21 protein-coding genes and 1 other RNA gene are annotated in these 21497 nt (G+C 40.2%); 6 read left to right on the plus strand and 16 right to left on the minus strand.

Annotation, left to right across the window (positions count from 1 at the left end; genetic code table 11):
* The first annotated feature begins 52 nt into the window (after positions 1 to 52).
* The gene (locus LG336_RS23130) at positions 53 to 808 is read left to right on the plus strand and encodes a (S)-benzoin forming benzil reductase (RefSeq protein ID WP_404329797.1); all 756 of its coding nucleotides are present in this window, start codon (positions 53 to 55) and stop codon (positions 806 to 808) included.
* A 19-nt stretch (positions 809 to 827) separates the two neighbouring features.
* On the opposite strand, the gene LG336_RS23135 is transcribed toward LG336_RS23130, so the two are convergent.
* Entirely contained in the window at positions 828 to 2204 is a 1377-nt protein-coding gene (locus LG336_RS23135) for a sensor histidine kinase (protein ID WP_404329798.1), read from the minus strand.
* Entirely contained in the window at positions 2182 to 2904 is a 723-nt protein-coding gene (locus LG336_RS23140; RefSeq protein ID WP_404329799.1) for a response regulator transcription factor, read from the minus strand. Before LG336_RS23140 ends, LG336_RS23135 begins: the two co-directional genes overlap by 23 nt.
* 418 nt (positions 2905 to 3322) lie before the next feature.
* On the opposite strand from LG336_RS23140, the gene LG336_RS23145 reads away from it, so the two are divergent.
* The gene (locus tag LG336_RS23145) at positions 3323 to 3478 is read left to right on the plus strand and encodes a hypothetical protein (protein WP_404329800.1); all 156 of its coding nucleotides are present in this window, start codon (positions 3323 to 3325) and stop codon (positions 3476 to 3478) included.
* Between the two features lie 343 nt (positions 3479 to 3821).
* Here LG336_RS23145 and LG336_RS23150 read toward each other — a convergent pair whose 3' ends face one another.
* Complete coding sequence (locus LG336_RS23150; RefSeq protein WP_404329801.1) at positions 3822 to 4856, minus strand: ThiF family adenylyltransferase; 1035 nt, start codon at positions 4854 to 4856, stop codon at positions 3822 to 3824.
* A gap of 184 nt (positions 4857 to 5040) precedes the next feature.
* On the opposite strand from LG336_RS23150, the gene LG336_RS23155 reads away from it, so the two are divergent.
* The gene (locus LG336_RS23155; RefSeq protein ID WP_404329803.1) at positions 5041 to 6882 is read left to right on the plus strand and encodes an aldehyde ferredoxin oxidoreductase family protein; all 1842 of its coding nucleotides are present in this window, start codon (positions 5041 to 5043) and stop codon (positions 6880 to 6882) included.
* Positions 6883 to 7501: 619 nt separating this feature from the next.
* On the opposite strand, the gene LG336_RS23160 is transcribed toward LG336_RS23155, so the two are convergent.
* Entirely contained in the window at positions 7502 to 7774 is a 273-nt protein-coding gene (locus LG336_RS23160; protein ID WP_404329804.1) for a hypothetical protein, read from the minus strand.
* Position 7775: 1 nt separating this feature from the next.
* A complete protein-coding gene (locus tag LG336_RS23165; RefSeq protein WP_404329805.1) occupies positions 7776 to 8048 on the minus strand; it encodes a ubiquitin-like small modifier protein 1 in 273 nt (90 codons plus the stop codon).
* Positions 8049 to 8205: 157 nt separating this feature from the next.
* Here LG336_RS23165 and LG336_RS23170 point away from each other — a divergent pair, with 157 nt between their 5' ends.
* Positions 8206 to 9345, plus strand: a complete 1140-nt coding sequence (locus LG336_RS23170; protein WP_404329806.1) for a zinc-dependent alcohol dehydrogenase — start codon at positions 8206 to 8208, stop codon at positions 9343 to 9345.
* A 76-nt stretch (positions 9346 to 9421) separates the two neighbouring features.
* Here the strand turns inward: LG336_RS23170 and LG336_RS23175 are convergent, their stop codons facing one another.
* The 10 genes from LG336_RS23175 to LG336_RS23220 all read right to left on the minus strand — a co-directional run bounded on the left by LG336_RS23175 (position 9422) and on the right by LG336_RS23220 (position 19074).
* Positions 9422 to 10408, minus strand: a complete 987-nt coding sequence (locus LG336_RS23175; RefSeq protein ID WP_404329808.1) for a Gfo/Idh/MocA family protein — start codon at positions 10406 to 10408, stop codon at positions 9422 to 9424.
* Between the two features lie 123 nt (positions 10409 to 10531).
* Positions 10532 to 11176: a PepSY domain-containing protein gene (locus LG336_RS23180; protein ID WP_404329810.1), complete on the minus strand. Its 645-nt coding sequence runs from the start codon at positions 11174 to 11176 to the stop codon at positions 10532 to 10534.
* Positions 11177 to 11365: 189 nt separating this feature from the next.
* Entirely contained in the window at positions 11366 to 12016 is a 651-nt protein-coding gene (locus LG336_RS23185) for a PepSY domain-containing protein (protein ID WP_404329812.1), read from the minus strand.
* 54 nt (positions 12017 to 12070) lie between these two features.
* Entirely contained in the window at positions 12071 to 13429 is a 1359-nt protein-coding gene (locus LG336_RS23190; RefSeq protein WP_404329813.1) for a sensor histidine kinase, read from the minus strand.
* Positions 13426 to 14124: a response regulator transcription factor gene (locus LG336_RS23195; protein ID WP_404329814.1), complete on the minus strand. Its 699-nt coding sequence runs from the start codon at positions 14122 to 14124 to the stop codon at positions 13426 to 13428. Before LG336_RS23195 ends, LG336_RS23190 begins: the two co-directional genes overlap by 4 nt.
* A 356-nt stretch (positions 14125 to 14480) precedes the next feature.
* Entirely contained in the window at positions 14481 to 15725 is a 1245-nt protein-coding gene (locus tag LG336_RS23200) for a YeeE/YedE family protein (RefSeq protein WP_404329815.1), read from the minus strand.
* Positions 15726 to 16070: 345 nt separating this feature from the next.
* Positions 16071 to 17099, minus strand: coding sequence for a DUF418 domain-containing protein (locus tag LG336_RS23205; protein ID WP_404329816.1), 1029 nt, complete (start codon positions 17097 to 17099; stop codon positions 16071 to 16073).
* A gap of 194 nt (positions 17100 to 17293) precedes the next feature.
* Positions 17294 to 17563 carry a DUF1450 domain-containing protein gene (locus LG336_RS23210; protein ID WP_404329817.1) on the minus strand — a complete coding sequence of 90 codons (270 nt, stop codon included), beginning with the start codon at positions 17561 to 17563 and terminating at the stop codon, positions 17294 to 17296.
* Between the two features lie 216 nt (positions 17564 to 17779).
* On the minus strand, positions 17780 to 18757 hold the full coding sequence (locus LG336_RS23215; protein ID WP_404329818.1) for a ring-cleaving dioxygenase: 978 nt from the start codon (positions 18755 to 18757) through the stop codon (positions 17780 to 17782).
* Positions 18758 to 18882: 125 nt separating this feature from the next.
* Positions 18883 to 19074, minus strand: coding sequence for a YbxH family protein (locus LG336_RS23220; protein ID WP_404329819.1), 192 nt, complete (start codon positions 19072 to 19074; stop codon positions 18883 to 18885).
* 139 nt (positions 19075 to 19213) lie between these two features.
* On the opposite strand from LG336_RS23220, the gene LG336_RS23225 reads away from it, so the two are divergent.
* Both LG336_RS23225 and LG336_RS23230 read left to right on the plus strand, forming a co-directional pair.
* Positions 19214 to 20392, plus strand: a complete 1179-nt coding sequence (locus LG336_RS23225; RefSeq protein WP_404329820.1) for a hypothetical protein — start codon at positions 19214 to 19216, stop codon at positions 20390 to 20392.
* Positions 20389 to 20685: an LAGLIDADG family homing endonuclease gene (locus LG336_RS23230; protein ID WP_404329822.1), complete on the plus strand. Its 297-nt coding sequence runs from the start codon at positions 20389 to 20391 to the stop codon at positions 20683 to 20685. The genes LG336_RS23225 and LG336_RS23230 overlap by 4 nt, the downstream gene beginning before the upstream one ends.
* Positions 20686 to 21127: 442 nt before the next feature.
* On the opposite strand, the gene ssrA is transcribed toward LG336_RS23230, so the two are convergent.
* Positions 21128 to 21464, minus strand: a transfer-messenger RNA (tmRNA) gene (gene ssrA / locus LG336_RS23235).
* Positions 21465 to 21497 lie beyond the last annotated feature (33 nt).

A 21497-nucleotide genomic window follows, 5' to 3' on the forward strand; every position in this document is an offset into this window, starting at 1 on the left:
TCTATGTTTATGCTTCAATGAAACTAATAGAATGAAATATGGAGGGATGACGATGAAGTATGCGATTATCACAGGTTCGTCGAGGGGCCTTGGCGCGGCTATTGCCAAAAGGATGCTTGAAGAAAATGTGAGTGTCATTGGTGTTTCAAGGAGCCAGAATGAAGAATTAAAAGATTTGTCTAGTAAAAATGGAGTCAATTATCACTTTTATACATGCAACCTAGCCTCCTCAACGGAGATTAGTTCCGTCTTCCAAGAAATTTCAGAACTAGTTTTTAATAAGCAAACGGATCAAGTCTATCTAATCAATAACGCCGGAATCATTGAACCAATCGAAACAGCCGGTCTCTTTGATGATCAAGCGATGATAACAAATATTCAAGTTAATCTAACCGCACCTATTCAAATTTGCAATCTCTTTTTAAAAAGGGCAAAGGAATCCAATGTTCCACTCAGTATTGCCAACGTCACCTCAGGTGCGGCTGAACGTCCTGTCCATGGCTGGAGCCTTTACTGCAGTACAAAGGCCGGATTGAATATGTTTACCCAGACCACTGGCTTAGAGCTAGACAACCAACAAAGCCCGTTTAAAGTGATTGGTTACAGCCCGGGTATAATGGATACTGAAATGCAAAGCACCATCCGTTCCTCTTCTGAAGAGGCCTTTGCTGAACTTGATAAGTTTAAGGATTTCAAAGAAAAGGGGATGCTAAAATCCCCAACGGTTGTCGCAAACGCCCTCGTCAAACTGGTTTTAGAGGGACAAGTTGAAAACGGCAAAATCTATTATGTTAATGACTTACTTTAACACGGCACCACACTGGGGGTCAGGCACCGCCAACTCGTGGGAAAAGTATGGTAAATGCGGTGCCCTTTCCTAGTTCGCTTTCAACATGAATGGTTCCTTTATGAGCTTCAACCAGAGCCTTTACAATGGATAACCCAATTCCAACGCCTCCCGTCTTGCGATCGCGTGATTTATCTCCACGGAAAAAGCGCTCAAAGATGTGCGGGAGGTCTTGCTCTGAAATCCCGGCGCCCTCATCCTCAATCAGAAAACCAACCATATCGTCTTCAAAAACATTTGACAACCTCACGTTTTCTCCACTCGGTGTATATTTCAGTGCATTATTTACGACATTGGTTAAAATTTGTACGAGCTTATCGCGGTCGCCTTTAAAGAGAAGAGGTTGATCTTCATGATTAACGATTAATACTACCTGTTTTTCTTTAAAAGCCGGCGTGAATAAATCACGCATAGAACTTAACAGCTCTCGGGCATCCAACTGTGTTTCCTCAAGCCTAATTTGTGGGTTTTCTGCTGCTAGGAGCTTTTCCAGTTCATTGACAAGACGAACGAGTCTCATCATTTCGTTATGACTTTGCTTCAATCGCTCAGGAGTAGGTTCCCAGATTCCGTCTTGAAACGCCTCAATTTGGCTTCGCAATGTTGCTAGTGGGGTTCGTAGTTCATGTGCAAGGTCCCCGGTAAATTCCTTGCGCAATCGTTCTTCTTTCTCCAGTGATATCGCTAAGTCGTTAAAGGCCAATCCTAGTCTTTTCATTTCTAATGACAAATCATCAAGAGGAACTCTTACCCCTTTTTTATGTTTCGTTAACTCTTCCACTGCTTTTGACAGACTATTAAGCCCTGCTGTTAGACGTTTAGAAAATAGCATGCTGAAGAAGAGCGCCAATAATACGGTAATAATAACAGCCGTTAGTAGATACTTTTTAATGGTCTGTAAGAACACATATTCACTATCAATAAAGCCCTTTGGATAATACACTTTAAGGACGGCTAGCGTTTTGCCTTCAAGTTTGATCGGTTCTGTTGAGGATAACCAGCTATTTTCTTCATAAGGATTATTCCTCATCCCCATTCCTTCCATAACCCCTCTAATAGCAGTTGAATCCATTAAGAGAATTTCATTTGGCGTATAGAGCTTATAATAGAGAGAATCTGTCATCGCATGCTCGTAAAACAGGTTTGACACTCGTTCCCCTGTGAAAGCACCCCGCTCCTTAAATTCGAGTTTGAGGGCGTTCGTAAGCTGGGAGACTCGCTGTGTCCGATTTTCATTAATATAATGATTAAAACTTGCCTCGAAGCCCCATTGGAGACTAAAACTAACCACAAGAATTCCCGAAAGAGACACAAGCAAGAAGTAGAATAAGATTTTAGAGCGAAGCGTTTTTAGCATCCAGCGCTCCTCCAAACTTATACCCCATCCCAAAAACGGTCAGAATATATCTTGGTTCCCGAGCATCTGTCTCAATCTTTTTACGAATGTTTTTTATATGAGTATCAATGCTGCGTTCATAGCCTTCATAGGAGAAACCATCTTCTTGAATTTTATCTAATAAATCCATGCGGCTGTATACTCGTCCAGGATTTCTTGCCATATTTATAAGGAGCTTATATTCAATAGGAGTGACACTAATATTTTCACCTTGCCAGGATACTTCCTTTTTAAATAGATCAATCACAAGTTCGTGGTTGTTAAAGCTTAACTGTTCAGTTTGTGAATCTTCAACCCTTCTCGCCCTTCGTAAAATTGCTTGGATTCTCACGACCACTTCTCTTGGACTAAAAGGCTTAGTCACATAGTCATCTGCACCTAGCACAATGCCATTGATCTTTTCATCTTCCCCGGATTTTGCAGTTAGCATTAAAATGGGGACATCTGATTCTTTCCGGAGCAGACGGCAAATTTCCTCTCCAGAGATGTCTGGTAGCATCAAATCTAGTACAATTAAATCCGGCTTCAACGTATCGGCTTTTCTTAACGCATCCAAGCCATTGCCTGATGTATAAACTTCATATCCATCCTTCCGCAAATAAGCTTCTAAAACCTCGGTAATCATCGGCTCATCGTCAACTAACATGATTTTCTGACCCATGTATCTCTCTCCTTCTCATCAACTCGTAATCTTCACAACTTCCACATAAGTTCTCCATAACATCTTCATACCTACTTATTATTATAAAGACAAGAAGACAGCAGAGAGTTAACGAAAAAGGAACAATTAGTTACACATCTTTCGTTGGCAAGCTGTTTACACTTTTAACTACTTTCATTGAATATAGGGATCGGAAAAATCCCTGTACTGAAAATCGACAAATTTTAAGGAACTCGATTTTCAGAAAAGTATGCTCATGGCTTTATATGTTTTACAAACTTCCCTTTTAATTTAATACCTGGTTTAAAAGAACTTCCCTTATTGAAAGGCTGGACTCGTTTCCAGCCTCTTTTTTTTGGATATTTTTTCATTGACGAGAAAAACTAAATAAGAAGTATGTTACGAGGGGGTTTTTTTGATGACAAAGAAGGTTAATAAAGGTAGTAAAAACCAAAATTCACCGAAAACTCAGCATCAAATGGCTGAATTTTCACAAGAGCTAATGACGAGCGGCGACAACAGCAAGGGCAATAAGCGCAATAAAGATCAAAGCGATAAAACCGACAGAGATTGATTACTGTGGATAAAAAGAACCGACATCACAAGATGCCGGTTCTTTTTTCTTGGCTCTTTTCTCAAATTTTGTTGCTTTTGGATACAAAATAGGTTGGATTAAGCTTTGTTTCACTGCAAAATAGCTTTTTATTATGAGAAAAGAGCTTACAAACTAACTATGACGTACAAAATCCCTTACCTTGCGTTAAAATCGGCTTTAGGTAGTAAAAATCGGCTTTAAGATTTTTACAATTTTAACAACAATCTCTACAAAAACAGCCTTTTCCTTCATAGTTGTGAATAGTGTGAATAATTTGTTAGTAACTCCTGATTAACCACATGTTTTTGTGGATAACTACTTCTTAGCTCCCTGAATACTGTGCATAATACTTCCTTGCTTGAGTAATATCATCCACACCATGAACAAGGACTCGGCCATCTTTGAAAAAGACCATTGAAACTTGATCATCTGGGGAAAACCGCAATAAAAATGAATTACTCTTTACCTTCCCTTTGCCACTTTGTACTAATCTTTTTGCAAGTGCAGGTAAGTCAAATTGCTGCACATTCCTCGGGTTGATTTGGACAGTATCCCGACCACATAAAACAGCATAAGCTGTTTGCTTATCTGAGGATCTATCGAGAAATTCATACTCATGATGAACACAAGTGGGACACTCTGGGTTCCTTCCTTCAGTAATATCCATCTGTAAAGAAGATGCAAACCAAATATCAAGCTGTTCAAGGTTTGGATTATGCTCAGCGCCTACCAATAGTTTGATAGCCTCAACCGCTTCAAAGGAACCAATAATATCGGTTAGTGGAGACAGCACTCCAATGGTATCACAGGTTTCCCCTAGACCAGTTGGAACTTCCGGAAAAAGACATCGATAGCAAGGGGTTGTCCCAGGCTTAATAACTGCATACATCCCCCTCGAAGAAACCGCTCCTCCATATATCCAAGGTATACCTAATTTCACTGAGATATCATTGATCACATATCGAGTTGAAAAATTATCTGTTCCATCGACAATCACATCAAACCCTGTTAAAAGTTCTTCTGCATTGTCCAAGTTCAGATCGGCAATAATCGGTTCTACTTTTACTGTCGAGTTAATTTTCTTGAGTTTCTTTTCGGCGGCAATCACTTTCGGGAGGTTTGCTGCGGCATCCTCTTCATCATAAAGCGACTGGCGCTGTAAATTAGAGAGCTCCACCAAATCCCGATCAATCATACGGACGTAGCCAACACCTGAGCGGACCAGATGGTTTGCAATAATCGTTCCTAGTGCCCCCATCCCAACAATAACGGCACGACTATTTAAAAGCTTTCGCTGGCCATCTTCCCCTATTGGCTTAAAAAGAACCTGCCGCGAATACCGATTCAAATCGTTCATTGTATCCCTCTTTTCTATGATTCTACATAAAAGTACAACTTTTTCATTGATTTCGTTTCCCCTCCTTATTTTACAATAAAAATTATTTGAATTATTTAAAATAAGCAAGAAATTTCCTTAGATACCATATATAATTAAATATAGTCATAGTTTTTTAAATAAATAGAAAGAGGTGGCAAAATCAATGAATCTTGGCGGATTTATGAACAAAGAAGTTTTAGTAGACCTAACGAATGGGAACGTTAGCTACAGAGAGCTCCATGAAGAGGATGCTAGAAAATACATTGGTGCTCGTGGTCTCGGGGTTAAATACCTTTTAGACAATGGTCCAGAAGTAGAGCCCTTTTCTGAAGAGAATCTATTGTGCTTCATGACAGGTCCTGTTACTGGTTCGCGCTCTTCAATGAGTGGTCGGATGGCTGTTGTGACAAAATCCCCTCTTACCCAAACAGCAACTGACTCTCATATTGGTGGTTGGACAGCGGCTCGCTTAAAATGGGCTGGTGTTGATAACATCATTGTAAAAGGGAAAAGTGATAAGCCTGTCTATCTGTACATAGAGAATGGCCAGGCAGAGCTTCGTGATGCTGCTCACCTATGGGGAAAAGGCACCAGAGAAACCGTTAAATTAATGAAGGATGAACACGGCGAAGATAACCTAAGCGTTTTAGCTATTGGTCAAGGTGGCGAAAACAAGGTTCGTTTCGCAGCATTTATCAACGAGCATGACCGATCCGCAGGTCGCGGTGGTACGGCTGCTGTAGCTGGATATAAAATGTTGAAAGCCGTTGTCATTAAGGCGGAGCAAAAAGGGAATATGCCAGTTCCTAAACTGAAGGATGAATATAATAAGGCCAACCGTAAGGCGGTAAAGGCGATTCTTGAAGGCGGATTGACAGCCCCTAAAAAAGGTGGTTTATCTGTCTACGGTACGAATGTTCTAACAAACGTAATCAATGAAGTGGGAGCGCTCCCAACAAAGAACTCTCAATTAACTCATTGGGATCAAGCTGAATATCATAGTGGTGAATACGTGAACAAGCACTTGCTTGTTTCTAACAATGCCTGCCATGCTTGCCCTGTTGGCTGTAAAATCGAAGTTGAAGTAAAAGATGGCAAATATAAAACAAGAGTTGAAAGCTTTGAATTTGAATCTTCCTGGTCACTTGGTTCGAACTGTTTAGTGAGTGACGCAGAAGCAATTGCCTATCTCATCGATCAATGTAACGAGTACGGCTTAGATACCATTGAACTGGGTCACTGTTTCTCCGTTTCAATGGAGGCATATGAAAAAGGGATTATCGAAGAACCTCTTAAATGGGGCGACAAGGATGCCATGATTGAATTGACGAAGAAAATTGCGTTCCGTGAAGGCTTTGGTGGCGTGCTTGCTGAAGGTCCAGCTCGTGCTACGGCGGAATGGGGAGCACCAGAACTTTCAATGTCCGTTAAAGGTCAGTCCATCCCAGCTTACGACCCACGTGGAATTCAAGGTATTGGTCTTGGCTATGCAACAAGTAACCGTGGGGCCTGTCATTTACGCGGATATACAGTTGCGAGTGAAATCGCTGGTATTCCTGAACCAACAGATCGCCTGAAGGCTGAAGGTAAAGGCGCATTGCTTAAAACCTTCCAGGATATGCTAGCTTTCGGTGATTCTATGGATATTTGTAAGTTCTCTTCTTTCTCTGAAAATGCTGAGCACTATGCAGAGCAGTACAGCACCATGACTGGTATCCCAATGACAGCAGACGATGTTATGCTGGCCGGAGAACGAATCTATAACCTCGAGCGTTATTATAATAATCTTGCTGGTTTCGATAAGCGCGAAGATGACTTCCTTCCAAAGCGCTTCACAGAAGAGCCTGCCTCTGGAAACAGTACAGGTTCTGTCAGCCGCATGGACATCATGCTTGAAGAATACTACCAAGTTCGTGGCTGGCAAGATGGAGTAGTTCCAGCTGAAAAGCTTCGCGAATTAGGTATTCTTGTAGGAGAGAATACAGCTCCGACTGAAAAGCAGTAAATAGATTCTAGTTAGTTACAAAGGGCTGAGAAATAGATTACACACAGAAACACACTGGGTAATTCCCAGTGTGTTTTTCATGTCTTAAATGTTGGGGATGCAGGTTAATTAATTGTCTTTTTTGACGATTGGATTGGGCCGTTTGGTCATGAGACAGACTCTCATGGACACTTTTGTTGTTGGGGCCTGCTTTTTTGTCCTTGAGACGCACTCTCATGGACACTTTCGTTGTTGCGGCCTGCTTTTTTGTCCTTGAGACAGGCTCTAATGGACACTTTTGTTGTTCATTCCTGCTTTTTTGTCCTTGAGACAGGCTCTCATGGACACTTTCGTTGTTGTGGCCTGCTTTTTTGTCCTTGAGACAGGCTCTCATAGACACTTTCGTTGTTGTGGCCTGCTTTTTTGTCCTTGAGACGGACTCTCATGGACATATTCTGTATTGGGAACCCCTTTTTTGTCCTTGAGACAAGCTCTCATGGACAATCTAAATTGATATCAGGGGTTTAGTGCTTGTTTTTATTACTCATAAACTTAATCTAGTCCAATATAATAAAAATTGCCGATAACGAGAGCTCACTTGGAGATACTCATCATCGACAATCAATAAATATCCCTGTTCCTACCCACCAACTCTGGTAGTTTTATGCCGGTAAAGTTTAATCAATTCTTCGAGTTTTGATTCTGATTCCGCTGTAAATCTTATATGAACTGCATTTACTTTAAAGACCTTTGTAAATTCGAGTTCATCTTCTCTAAAAATTTCCCCAATCCATCCGTCACCCTTATAGACAAAAGGAAATGTCTCAGTTTGAGATTTTCCACCAAGCTCTTCAAAATACATCCCAAGATGTTTTCTATTGATTCCCCGAAATTCAAGTTCACAACTCTCCATCTCAACCACCTGCAACTGGAGGAAACAAGGCAAATTGGTCCTGCTCCTTCACCATTGTCTCTAAATCATCCAAATGGATAATATTTTTTCCATTTATGTAAACGTGAACGAATGGTTTTAACTTTTTTTCATCTGTAAAAATCTCCTCTTCGATATCAGGAAACATTTCCACCATTTTATCAAGAATATCAATCACTCGATCGCCATCTGGCTTTACTTCTACACTTATCCCGCCACAGATTTCTCGGAGATTGGCGAATACCTTTACCTTCATGGACTAGCCCTCCTCTACCTCTTTACTCAATCTTAAGCGGAAAACCAAGCTTTGTCACTATTCCAGAATGAAAAAACCCTCTTCTTCACAACATAGTAATGAAAGCTTTACACTAGTGGGTACTAAAGTGTCATAAATATAAAGAGGAGGGTTCACAATGAAGGCTGTCACTTTCCAAGGTGCAAAGGATATCCAGGTAAAAAAGGTAGACGACCCGAGAATCGAAAAAAGCGATGATGTTATTGTCCGTATTACGTCAACAGCTATATGTGGTTCAGACCTTCATATTTATCTCGGTGGAATCCCAACACGCCCCGGTTTTATTATCGGTCATGAACCTATGGGGATTGTAGAAGAAGTTGGACCAGATGTTAAAAAAGTGAAAAAAGGCGACAGAGTGATTCTTCCCTTTACTATTGCTTGTGGGCACTGCTTTTATTGTCAGCATGATATGGAAAGCCAGTGTGACAATTCTAACGATAACCCTGACATAGACTCCGGAGCTTATTTTGGCTATACCGAGCGCTATGGGAATTACCCTGGCGGACAAGCAGAATTTCTTCGCGTTCCGTACGGCAATTTTATGCCCTTTAAAGTCCCAGAATCTTGTGAACTCGAGGATGAAGCGTTACTATTCATTTCTGACGTGCTCCCGACAGCCTACTGGAGTGTTGAGCATGCAGGTGTAAAACCAAACGACACAGTTGTCGTGCTTGGCTGTGGTCCTGTCGGGTTGATGACACAAAAATTCGCATGGATGAAAGGAGCCAAACGAGTCATTGCAATTGATAACCTCCATTATCGGCTCCGACATGCAAAAATGAAAAACAATGTTGAAGTATTTAATTTTGAGGATTTTGATGATACCGGGGCGCATATTAGAGAAATTACCCAGGGTGGCGCTGATGTAGTTATTGATTGTGTCGGCATGGACGGAAAAAAATCTGTTGTAGAAAAGGTCGAGCAGAAGTTAAAAATTCAAGGTGGAACATTAAGCGCCATTCAAATTGCTAAAAATTCAGTTCGAAAATTTGGTACGATACAACTTACAGGTGTATACGGTTCGATGTATAATATGTTCCCGCTTGGAAATATCTTCGAACGAAATGTCACATTGAAAACAGGACAAGCGCCCGTCATCCATTATATGCCGAAGCTTTATGACATGATTGTTAAAGGTGAAATTGACCCCACAGAAATCATTACCCATAAGGTCCCCCTTGATCAGGCTAGTGACGCTTATAAAATCTTTAGCGAGCATGAAGATGAGGTTATTAAGGTGGTTTTGAAACCGTAAGATTAAGGTTCAACATTCACTTTACTTTTAATCAAAAAAGTCTCCCCATCAATTTTAAATGGGGAGATTTTTATTACTATCGTTCATCAGCTGGGTACTGCACGCCAATTTGTCGTCGGCACTCATCAATAATTTCCATCACTTGTAAGGAATGGGCTAGAGAATTAACCTTTGACTCCTTTTGACCACTCTCAATTAACTGAATAAATTCCTCTACCTCATAATACATCGACTCGTACGGTTGAGATTGAGTGAGATCCTCACAGGAACCATCACGGTAGCGAATTTCCACCTTTTCTGGAACATTTATTTTATCAATCACAATATTACCATCTTCACCTTGAATTTCCGATGGTATTGACGAATCAGTGATTTTTGAATACAACACAACGGCATCCATGTCTTTATAGGTTAAAAGAATGCTGCCTTCACCATCTACTCCCGAATCTAGCATGACACCGGTAGCCTGAACCTTCTCCGGTTTTCCAAAAAGCACAATCAATGGGTAAAGACAATAAATCCCGATGTCCATCAAGGCACCATTTGAAAACTCTGGCTTAAAAGCGTTTAGAATTGTTCCTTCTTTATAGGCATCATAGCGAGATGAATATTGACAATAGCTTGCAAAATATCGACGAACCTTCCCTATCTTATGTATATTAGTAGCCAATTGCTTAAAATTTGGTACCAAGGTGGCTTTCAACGCCTCCATTAAAACAACCTCATGCTCTTTGGCCACCGTTATCATCTGCTTTAGTTCGCTAGCATTCGAGGCAATCGGCTTCTCACATAAGACATGCTTGCCTTGTTCAAGAAAGATGGTCGCTTGCTGAGCATGCAAGGAATTCGGGCTAGCGATATAGACAGCATCAATTTCATCGCTCATGGCCATACTTTGTAAATCCGTAAAAAGCGATTCAGCCCCATACTGACCAGCAAATTCACGAGCCTTCTCCTCTGTTCTAGAATACACTGCTGTTAATGTAAACCTAGGATGCTGCTTGGCCGCTTCAATAAATTTACTAGTGATCCAATTGGTGCCAATGATTCCAAATCGTATCATCTCTATTCCGCCTTTCTGTTTATCATCCTTATTGTACTTTAAACAATTTTATTAAAATCAACAACCCTGAAGAAGTCCAAAAAAAAATAGCCTCCCCGAAGGCAAGCTATATTCTAAAACCTCTTAGTCATCGTAGCGGTCGTCATCATCATCGTCATCGTCTAAATCATCTATATCTTTTTGTACGATTCTTCCTGCTCTGGCATCTATTTCATATTCGATTTTTTTCGTTTCTGTAAGGATTTCAATTTCATATTCGCCGTCATCATAGTCAACTTCGACTACTTTTCCCGGGGTTTCTTTTGTAGCAATCGCAATTGCCTCATCTTTGGTGATTCGTTGCTTTGCGGCCTGAGCATTTATATCCTGAGTACTTCCTTTAGTTGCGCTACTAACGGCGTCATCATCCTGACTACTCTTAATGGAATGAGTAGCAACAGTATCTGTTTTCACTTTTTTATCATCACCGTCATCGTCACGATCTACCTTGATGACCTTTCCAGTGGTAGCATCAATATCAACGTCAATATCATCGTTTCCGTGTTGGTCACGGATATCGATTTCATACTTTACTTTTCCATCATCCTTTTCTAACTCTACACTTTCAATTGTCCCTTCCACTTCAGCAAGAGCGATTTCTTCTGCTTTCTTCATAGAAATGAAATGATTCTCTTTTACTTGGGTTGTCTCTGAAAATGCCCCTACGCCTAGTGCTCCTCCTAATAAAACGACACCTGTCACACCAATCATCAATAAATTTTTTTTCATTTTACGTTCCTCCTTTGTTGGTATATCTACACTATAGACAACCAAAATGAGGAGACATGAATAAGAAAATGAGAAATTGATGAGAAATGAAGAAGAGGCTTCTTTTTCTTTTAGGAGGGATAAATATAGCTGTAGATTTCCTGTTAGGCACTATGCTTTATCACTACGACTTTATTTGCCAATCACTCATTAATCCTCCCAGAAGACAGACATCACTTCTCCTGAAATCGCATTGATTTGAATTGTGGCCTCTGCCTCTTCTCCTTCTCGTTCAATTTCAACTAAGTAATAGGTGTGCCCTCCGGATTGTTCAAGCTCCACGTCGTCGACCTCACCATTCAATTGATTTAATGCAATCTCAATGGCTTCCTGTTCCGTTATTTGCCTCGGTGTCTCCGGTTTTGCATTTGAGTTATCATCAGCTGGTGGTGTTCCTTGATTTTCTGGAGTCTTGTCTTTCCCACCTTGTTCAGAAGGCTCTTCTTCTTGTCTAGTGTTAGGAGGAGTTTCAGCTTGCTCTTCCTCAGTTGCTTCTTTCTGAGCTCCTTCGTTGCTTGCGACCCCTTTTTTGGTCCTTGTCATGCTAGCTATATCCCCAGATTCACGGTCAATTTCAATCTCATAGGTGCCTGTGTCCTCTAACACAATCGTAATGAGATAAAGGTCCGTTCTTTCCTTGACACTAACGATGTCTCCTGCATAAAGTTCCTGAACCTTTTGTGTGGCTTCCTCTGCCGTAAGTGGTTGTGCCGAAGTCATAACCCTCGATACCTGCCAAACAGCAAACATGACTACCAAAAACACCCCTGCTCCAACGAGTATTTTTTTCCCTTTGCTCATTTGCTTCACTCCAATTTTTTCATTCCCTTTATTCTACGCTACTAATATGAGAAATTAATGAGAATTTGTAAGAGGCAAGCTTATTTTAGCTGTTGTTCCGAGCCCTTCAACGCTTTCTAATTTAATAGTTGCCCCCATGGCATCAGCAATTTCCTGAGCAAGGGACAAACCAAGGCCGAAGCCACCGGTCTTTCTTGAGCGAGCTTTATCTACTCGATAAAATCGGTCAAATACCTTTTCTAAATCACGCGCTGGGATTCCTATCCCATGGTCAATGACTGCGACCACAGCTTGGTCCTTTGCTTTGCTAATTTTTACAACAATCTTTTCTTCACTATATTTTCGTGCATTATCCATTAAAATAAAGAACAATTGCTTAAACCTTTGTAAATCAGTATTTATCATAACCTCAGTTTCTTGCTTTAGTTCAACCTCACGATTATAGGCTTTTTTAAAAGATTGCACGGCTTCCTCGACCACTTCGTTTAAGTTGATTCCGACACTTTCCAGTAACCAATGTTGCTCATTCCTGGCCAGCAGAAGCAATTGCTGGGTCAAATCCTTCATGCGTATGGCTTCAGAATGGATGGCCTGAATGGACTCATCAAAAAGCTCTGGTTGGTCTTTTCCTCTTCTTTTTAATAAGGATGCATACGATTCAATCACTGTAAGTGGCGTTTTTAATTCATGGGAAGCATTTGAGATAAATTGGCCTTGTTTTTCATAGTTCACTTCTAAAAGCTCAATCATATTATTAAACGTTTCGCCCATTTGGTAGAGTTCATCTTTTGATCGTTTAGGCAGGGGGATCCTTTTAAATTGACCACTTCCCTTGATATCACGCATGGTTGCAATCATCGAGGTAATCGGTCGGGTAATAAAATTACTAAGAAGTCTAGATGAAATCAACACAGGAATCGTGGTAATGAAGGTAACGATGATAAGCACAAGCTTAAGAGTATTGAGCATCTCGGCCGTTGCTCCTAGGTTTTCCGTTACTTGAAGCTCAACTACCTCACCCTCACGCGAAATCATTGGAATGGAAACAAAGGCATGAGGAATATTATTGTACTCAACAACTGTTTGAACTTCCTTTTGATGATAGCGAACAGGTATCTCCCAAAGGGTCTGTTGACTTGGAACAGCCACTCCTGCTCCTGCTTTCCCCTCTGTATCAACAATCTGCATCATTCCATTAACGGGAACATAGGCAAGGAGAATATCCTGCAATTCTACCGTTGAATTGACTTGATTGATTCCATTAATGGCTTGTTTCGCTTCGGCAACGGTACGCTCCACTTCACCGGCCAACATCATTTTGCTAAAAGAAAGATAAATAGACAGATTCACTAAGATTAATAAAACGATGAACAAAACGCTCGTAAATAGATTAATTTTATTCCGAAGCTTCATTTTGACTCCTTCAGTACATAACCGACCCCTCGGACTGTATGGATATAAGGTGTTCCGTAAGGCTTATCTATTTTATTACGCAAATAACGAATATACACATCGACAACATTGGTGTCCCCGTAGTAATCGTAGCCCCAAACACTGTTTAATAATTGCTCACGGTTTAATACATGACGGGAATTTCTCATTAAATAAGCCAATAAATCAAACTCACGGGGAGTTAGCTCAATCACCGTCTCGCCCCGCATGACTTCATGGATACCCTCGCTTAGTTTTAAGTCTCCAACGATGAGCCAATCCTGGTTAACTTCCTCTGTCATTGGTTTTCGTTGTAATCGCAGGCTAGCGCGAATACGTGCAAGAAGTTCTTCAATCTGAAAAGGCTTTGTCACATAGTCATTAGCTCCAAGATCGAGGCCCGATACTTTATCCTCAACAGAGTCTTTTGCTGTTAGCATGATAACTGGAGTGTCAGCGTCACTGGATCGAATTCTTCGCAACACCTCAATCCCACTAATCCCCGGGAGCATAACATCAAGCAGGATTAAATCCCATTCGCCTTGCTGAAACAGCTGGAACCCCACTAAACCGTCTAAAGCCTTTTCAACTTCGTAGCCTTCATATGTTAGCTCCAGCTCAAGAACACGGGCAATTTTTTCTTCATCTTCAATCACTAATATTCTGGGCTTATTCATGATTACCTCACAATTAACTGAATTTTAGCTTCATTTTACCATAAAATTTAAAAACTTTAGTGTAAGAGGATATGGAACAAAAGCGCAAGCGCCCGTTAAGCGAAGTATGGACTGGAGCACACCGACTGAGATAAAGGAAACACGAAGAGCGTAGCGCATTCGTGCTTGACGCAATCATTGCGGAGGTAAAAATCCAAAAGCCCAATTTTTACTCGGTGGGCGAAGTACACTAGTCGCTGGGCGCTGGAGCTGGATGCAGACAACGCATATAATTATCCACAACCTGGAACTTTTATAATTTCCTTAACCACAAAAAAAGAGCATGACCATAGTCATACTCTTTCCTCATTCACAAATTAACAAATTGAATCGGTTGATTTTGGATTCTTTAGTCCAAATAATGGCCGGATAAACAACGCTAGATACGTACCAAGCATGGCCATGATGGCCCAAACCCATCCATGAAGACTAAAGGAAGCAATTCCACTGAAATACGCACCAATATTGCAGCCAAATGCTAAACGGGCTCCATACCCCATCATTAGTCCACCGATGATTGCTGCACCGGCAACTCCTGGCTTAATTTTACCAGGCTTAAAGGTACCTTGAGCAGCTGCAGATAAGAATGCTCCCAGTATAATCCCAAAGTTCATGACACTTGTTCCATCCATTAGAACAGAACTCGTCAGCTTATCTGAACCTGCAAAATAATCCCAAGAACCAACATCTACACCCATAGCCATCAAGGCTTTTCCGCCCCATAGTGTAAAGCCTGACGTGATCCCCCATGGGCTTCCTTTCACCATTAAAGTTAACGCATTTAACAATGCAAGCACGATGGCAGCTCCGAATAATGGCCAGGCACCACGTAGAACTTTCTTCCACCCTTGCGTTGTTGGCAAAGGCTTCATCATTGGCGGGTTTTTCTTTTTAGCAAATTTCACGCATAGCCAGTAGATAAGTGCAAACACTGCAAGCTGAACAATCCAAGCACCGAAGTAGCCTAGCCCCGTTGACTCCGCTAAAGAAACGGCTGGGAACGACGGCATATCTTCCATCCAAAAAGTGATGTGATAAGCACCCAAGGCTGACCCAGCTATAAAGGCAATTAAGGTTAGTATCATCGACGAAGAACCCCCGCCGACATTGTAGAGCGTTCCTGAAGCACAGCCATTTCCTAGCTGCATGCCGATTCCAAATAGAAAAGCCCCGACAACTACACTTACACCAATTGGATTTACATTCCCAGAAGGGGTAGCTCCCGTAAAACTAAAACCTGTGCTTAAAATAATGGCAAATAGAGTAGATGCAACAGCTAGCATAAGCATATGCGCCTGCAAGCCTTGAACATTTCCGACAGAAACTAGCCGTCTAAAAGCTGATGTAAAACCGAAACGGGCATACAATAAAGCTGCTCCTAGGGCTAGACCGATAATATATAAGGTACCTTGTGTCCAACCGGCTACTGTTACAATACTAATATATAAAATAATTGCGGCAATGATCCCTAGTACCACATATGGCTTCTGCATAGGACTTATTTCTGAAACCACTGTAGTTGATCTTCCATCCCAATTCGTTGCTAATGATGTTTGTGCCACTTTATTCACCTCATATTCTCATAAAAATAGTTGGAATTAACTTTTATTATAGTATCCTAATATTTTCAACTTGTAAACATTTAAAATATCTACTAGAGCTGACATACCTATACAATTCTCGTATATTAATGCTCTTTAGGAATCGTGTAAAAAAATGGCACTTGTTATTCCTCTTGGAGAATGGTATATTAATTAAGCGATGAGCTGAGTTGGATAAGTCGACGGACACTCCTTTTAGGAAATGCACGATGTGGCGTGCAGTCCGTCGCCCCAATACGCAAGACGCCTGCTATGCAGGCGTCTTTTTTATTTATCTCAAAGCATTTAAACAAAGAGAGAGCCATTTTATTGAATGGAGTTTTGACACTTAGCTGTGTCTTTTTTCCATAACGGAGGAACCTTCAAATAGATAGCCATTCGCCAAATCCATTCTAATGGTCCAAAGCGGAAATAGTGCAACCATATCATACTGAAAGCTAACTGGATGATGTTAATACCGAAACAGATTATCAACGTTTGTAAAAAGGTCAGCTGACCGTATAAACCTAATAAAGAATTTGCGATTAAAATAAACACGGTTTGGAATATATAATTGGTTAAAGCCATGCGACCATAGTATTTTAGCGGTGTTAATAGTTTTTTCATAATGGGTATTTGTAATAAAACAAGAAGCAATCCTACATAAAAGGCCGAGATAATCGGACCAATCATAATTCCCACATGGTAAAACCAATACAATTCTAGGCTTCCCTCCCTACTAGGTAAGGGGGCTTGTTTAGCTTGATAATATAGTGCTATGACTGTAAACAGGAAGAAAATGCTTGTAAACCAATTCAACTGCTTCCTTTTCTCTACTATATTTTCAAATAGGCGATATTGACCAGCTGTGAGCCCTAGTAAAATAAGCGCAATGGGGAGCAACGGTTTAATGGCCACCCAACTAAAAGCAAAAAGCAAAATCAACCCAATCACTAGATTAAGCTCTTTTTTTAGCTTATATAAAGGCAAGATCAGCAATCCACATACTGCATAAACACTTAAAGCCTCACCAGGATGATACATGGAATGGAGCAATCCGAAGCTGAACATGACAAGGAGTCGTCGTAAAAAAAAGATGGTCCCATTCTTCCCCTTCGCATTCGCACGGGATATAAATAGGTAAAATCCCACTCCAAAAAGAAACGAGAAAATCGTATAGAATCTACCTTCGACAAATAGATATAAGAACTTCCAATAGACGGCATCTGGGGTATTCGGAGCTGGCATATTAGCCGACAAAAGGAAAACAATGTTAATCAGAATAATTCCTAAAAGGCCAAATCCCCTTAAATAATCAAGCTCGTCAATTCGATTTGTCGTATCAACTGGATTCACTTATTCACCTCCATTAAAAAGAAACACTCCCTTTCATAGGAGTGTGACAGTATCATTCTAGTTAAATTGTTGCATAATTTTCCCTTTTAGGCAAAGCTCAAGTGGGAGTGCTCCTAAAAAAAGAAGTAGGCTTGAAGGAGTTAAGTATCCTCGTTACCTACTTCTTTTTTAACTCTAGACAAAGTCTCTTTGTATCATACTTTCTGAAGCTGTCTTAATCTATCTAATAGCTTACCCGCGTCATCTGCGGCAATGAACTCACCATTTACGAATGCATAAGGAGATAATTTACACTCCTCACACATACTTTGGCATTTATATTCTTTATATGTGATATTTTTTTTATTAAAGAATGCTTCATACTCTGGAAAGTAATCTGCGGTAACAAACCTGTCGAGGTTTTTTTCACAGAAATCAATCTGAAGCTTTCTTTCTTTAGAAAAGAGTTTTGCCAACAAGCTCATAAATCTTGCTCTCCTTTGCCGAGGGTTCCTTCTATTATTATGATAAACCTCGTGGAGGATAAAGCAAGTGAAGAGTTTTACCAAAGACAATGAAGCAGCTAGTTTAAACATGATGAAGCGGGATTTTTAAATTCCTTGATCAATTTCGGGTTCTGATGAAGCGGGTTTCCTTTCTCTTGACCGGCTTCTGCGTAAATCACCGGATGAATATCCAAGCTATTCCTTTTTAAAATCAATGGTACTTCTTACTGTGTCAATTGGACGAACCATTCTCTCGATTTGTTCACGTTTTGATTCTAAAAACGGTGGTAGGGATAATTTCTCGCCGAGCGTTTCATAAGACTCGTCTCCCATAAACCCTGGTCCATCTGTTGCAAACTCAAACAAAATTTGCGGAGCAACTCTGGCATAAAGTGAGCCAAAGAAGAATCGATCAACAAAGCCAGACGTTTGGAAACCAAAACTTCGCATATGCTGATCCCAATCCTCTAGAACAGAACGATCATCGACTCGGAAAGCCGCGTGGTGAACGGTTCCATAGCCTTGTTGTGCCTGTGGAAGTATACTATTATGCTCAGCGATAACCTGCGCTCCATTGCCACCCTCACCAACTTCAAACAAATGCAAAGAACCTTCATGGTCTATTTCCTTAAAAAGCAGAACCTTTTCCATCATTTCTTTAAAATAATCAAATTGAGCGATTCGGACATGAATCGGTCCTAAACCTGTTATCGCATACTCAAGTGGAATTGGACCTTTTTGCCAAGGAGTTCCTGCGGGTACACCTTGATTGTTCTCATCTGATACAAGCTGATATTGTTGATCATCAAAGTCAACAAAGGAGACTGTCTTCTTTCCGAACTGTTCTTTGATCCCTGTATGCTTTACCTCTAGGCGGTCAAACCGCTTTACCCAATAATCCAGCGCAGCGTCAGTTGGCACACGGAAAGCCGTTTTATAAATTTCATTCGTCCCATGCTGCCCTTTTGGGATGCCAGGAAAGTCAAAAAAGGTCATATCTGTGCCTGGGCTTCCTGTGTCATCGGCAAAAAACAGATGGTAGGTTTGAATATCATCTTGATTCACGGTTTTCTTTACTAATCGCATTCCTAATATATAAGTGAAGAATTCATAGTTTTTTTCAGCACTGCTGGTAATGGCAGTAACATGGTGTATTCCTTTTAGCCCCTTCATTTCAATACCTCCAGTAATTGTGTACTTACTATATTTACCCTAACTTTGAATATCTTTAATTCGAGATAAATATACCACGAATTCACTTCCAGCGTCAAACATGGGGGCTTAATCCCCAGTGGAATTCAAATTCCTTTATCTTCACAATACTCATCAATCAACTGTTCAATTTGGTCCATCTCGGGGAATTTCCCTTTAAAATCAAACTGTAGTTCCTCAACAAATTCACCTTGTTTATACACATGAATCGCTCCATTTTGTTCAATTACACTAAATTCTGGTTCAAAGCGATAGCCGTTACGTTCTACTGCACCCATTTCCGTTCACCATCCTAATTTATCTTGTTTTATTATCTGTAAGTCGTAAAAACCTATACCATCAAAAATATATTTCGGAAAAACGAGAACAAATGTTCTAATTTGTGGTATAATTAAAACAATACAGGAGGTGTTTTTTATGAGAAGTATTTTCCGAGTAGAGGTTTACGAAGATATACGAAAATTAACCAAACATCAAATCGGAGAATTATTAAATTTAACTCAAAAGGAAGTAGTCAGTACCAAAAAAGACGAGCTTTTATCAACTCTAACTAAAGAGTTGAAAGATAACGACCTACTTATCGAGAAGATCTATAAAAATTTTTCGTTTGATTTAGGCATTCACCCCAATAAAGTAGAAAAGTATTTAAATATCACAAAAACAGAACGCTTTAGATGGACCGAACAGAAAAAGTTAAGAGTGGTCAGATACTCCAGTTTTAACAAATGGGGAAAAACACTTGATTATCCTATCTATGATACGTATCAAATTAAAAATATCTCCCAAGAACAAATTGAAACATGGAGACAAGAGCACAAAAAAGAGGTTGAAGAAAATAGGAAAAAGGCAGTTCAAAAAGCATTAATAACTAGAAAATTAAATAACAAGAAAAATAAGGACTTTTACGAAAACCGGTGGAAGAAACTTTTGAAGGATTGGTATTCCAATGACAATAGGTTAGGTGCTAGCCTACAACTAGCCTACTGGACAATGTGGGTTAGTCGCTGGGCAAAAGAATTCCAGCTCCTTGCAGTAGATGCAAGAGTCAATAAAGATAAATATATAGAAAAAAAAGAACTCTTCTATGAAATGAAAAACGTTGCTATCCAACGATTAATCTCTTCCCCTTATACAAAAATTTCATTCTACCAACCACAGGCTGCAGATAAAATAACCCACCTAGAGTTTTGCCCTGACCATTTTCAATTGTGGCTTCAAGAAAGAGAATTTGATTATGTTTCAAAACAAGAGTTTTATTATTCCTATATAAAAGAAATCCATAAATGCGCATCATGTGAGCTTGATATTGAAAAAAATTACTACTCTTTGTATTTTATCTCCATTCTATTCGATGAATATCACTTTTCCTTTCATACACCTTACCCAATTGGAAAATCCTATCTTCCACCCAAAGACTCCTTACCACTAATTTTACACGAAGAGCGAGAAGGACTGTTCCGATTTGGACGATCCTTAATCGGTGAAGAAAAAATTATTTTTAAAGAAAAAGAGGTAATTAAATATTTCAACGAAGCCCTTACAAAGTTTGAGTTATATATTAATGCTGAGGATTTAATTTTGGAGGAGTTGAGATGAAAGACTGGGATGCTGCTTACATAGCTGGAATTATTGATGGAGAAGGAACCATTACGTTAACTAGAATGCACCGAAATGAGCATCGAAGGCCTTGCATTACAATTGCATCGACAGACAAAGAATTGTTGCTATTTGTTCAAACTCTATCTGGAGGAATTATAGCTGATAAAAGGAATTACAAACCTAAAATTCATAAAAATTCATTTAAATTAAATATCAAGAAAAAAGAAAGTGTCTTAATAGTATTGCAAGCGATATCAAAGTATCTAAGGGTAGACAAAAAAATGAAGTGAGCTTTATGGATCCTTAAGTATTATGAAAGAGCTACACTACGGAATGGTAAATATACACCTGAAACACTTAAAAAGAAAATTGATTTTGAAAAACAGTTTTTTAAATTATAAAAAAGACCAGCTAATCGCTGGTCTTGTTATCCACCTTATGTATGGTGGAGACGGTGGGACGTGATTTTCCATGCTTTCGTCATGGCACTGACTATATCTTGAACCTGTATAAACAGGTCCTCCGGCGTCTTATGCGAATCATATATTTACCTTTTATAGGTTGAAATTCGCATCCTAGTACTACCATGAAGGCAGCCTATAAGTCGATACACGGCTGTTGGATTGCTCCACATACCGCTCGGCATTGCCCTATCGCTTCAATGAGCGACTTAGGTTTCACCGATAAAGCCGGATTTTCACTTGTATGTTGCCATACAAGGCGACTAATTACTAATCGAACCCACGTCCAGAAGCAACGGCACTTAAGCTTCTACGAGTGTAGTCGACATATTCGCGTTTCGCTGAGCCTTTTGCCTGCCGACAGGCGGCCGGTCAGCTAGTCTGGTTATTCTCTTCCTTCTCCCTCAGACGGTGAGATCCGGCGTAGCCCACTAAGAGTGAGTCCGCTACCCTACCACATGGGCGATGGAGGGGCGAACAGCTATGCAGTTATTACGCTGCGAAAGCTAAGTTGTTGTTAGTTTTGCCAGTTATAGGCGTTGACGTTTTAACGAGGCCGATCCCCTCGACTCGCAACCTAAGCTCGAACTACCCCTGTCGAATCCGTAGCGTCCCCATTATAAAATAACAGACGTTAGGAT

The organism is Mesobacillus maritimus, assembly GCF_044803185.1.
Lineage (GTDB): Bacteria > Bacillota > Bacilli > Bacillales > Cytobacillaceae > Mesobacillus_B > Mesobacillus_B maritimus_B.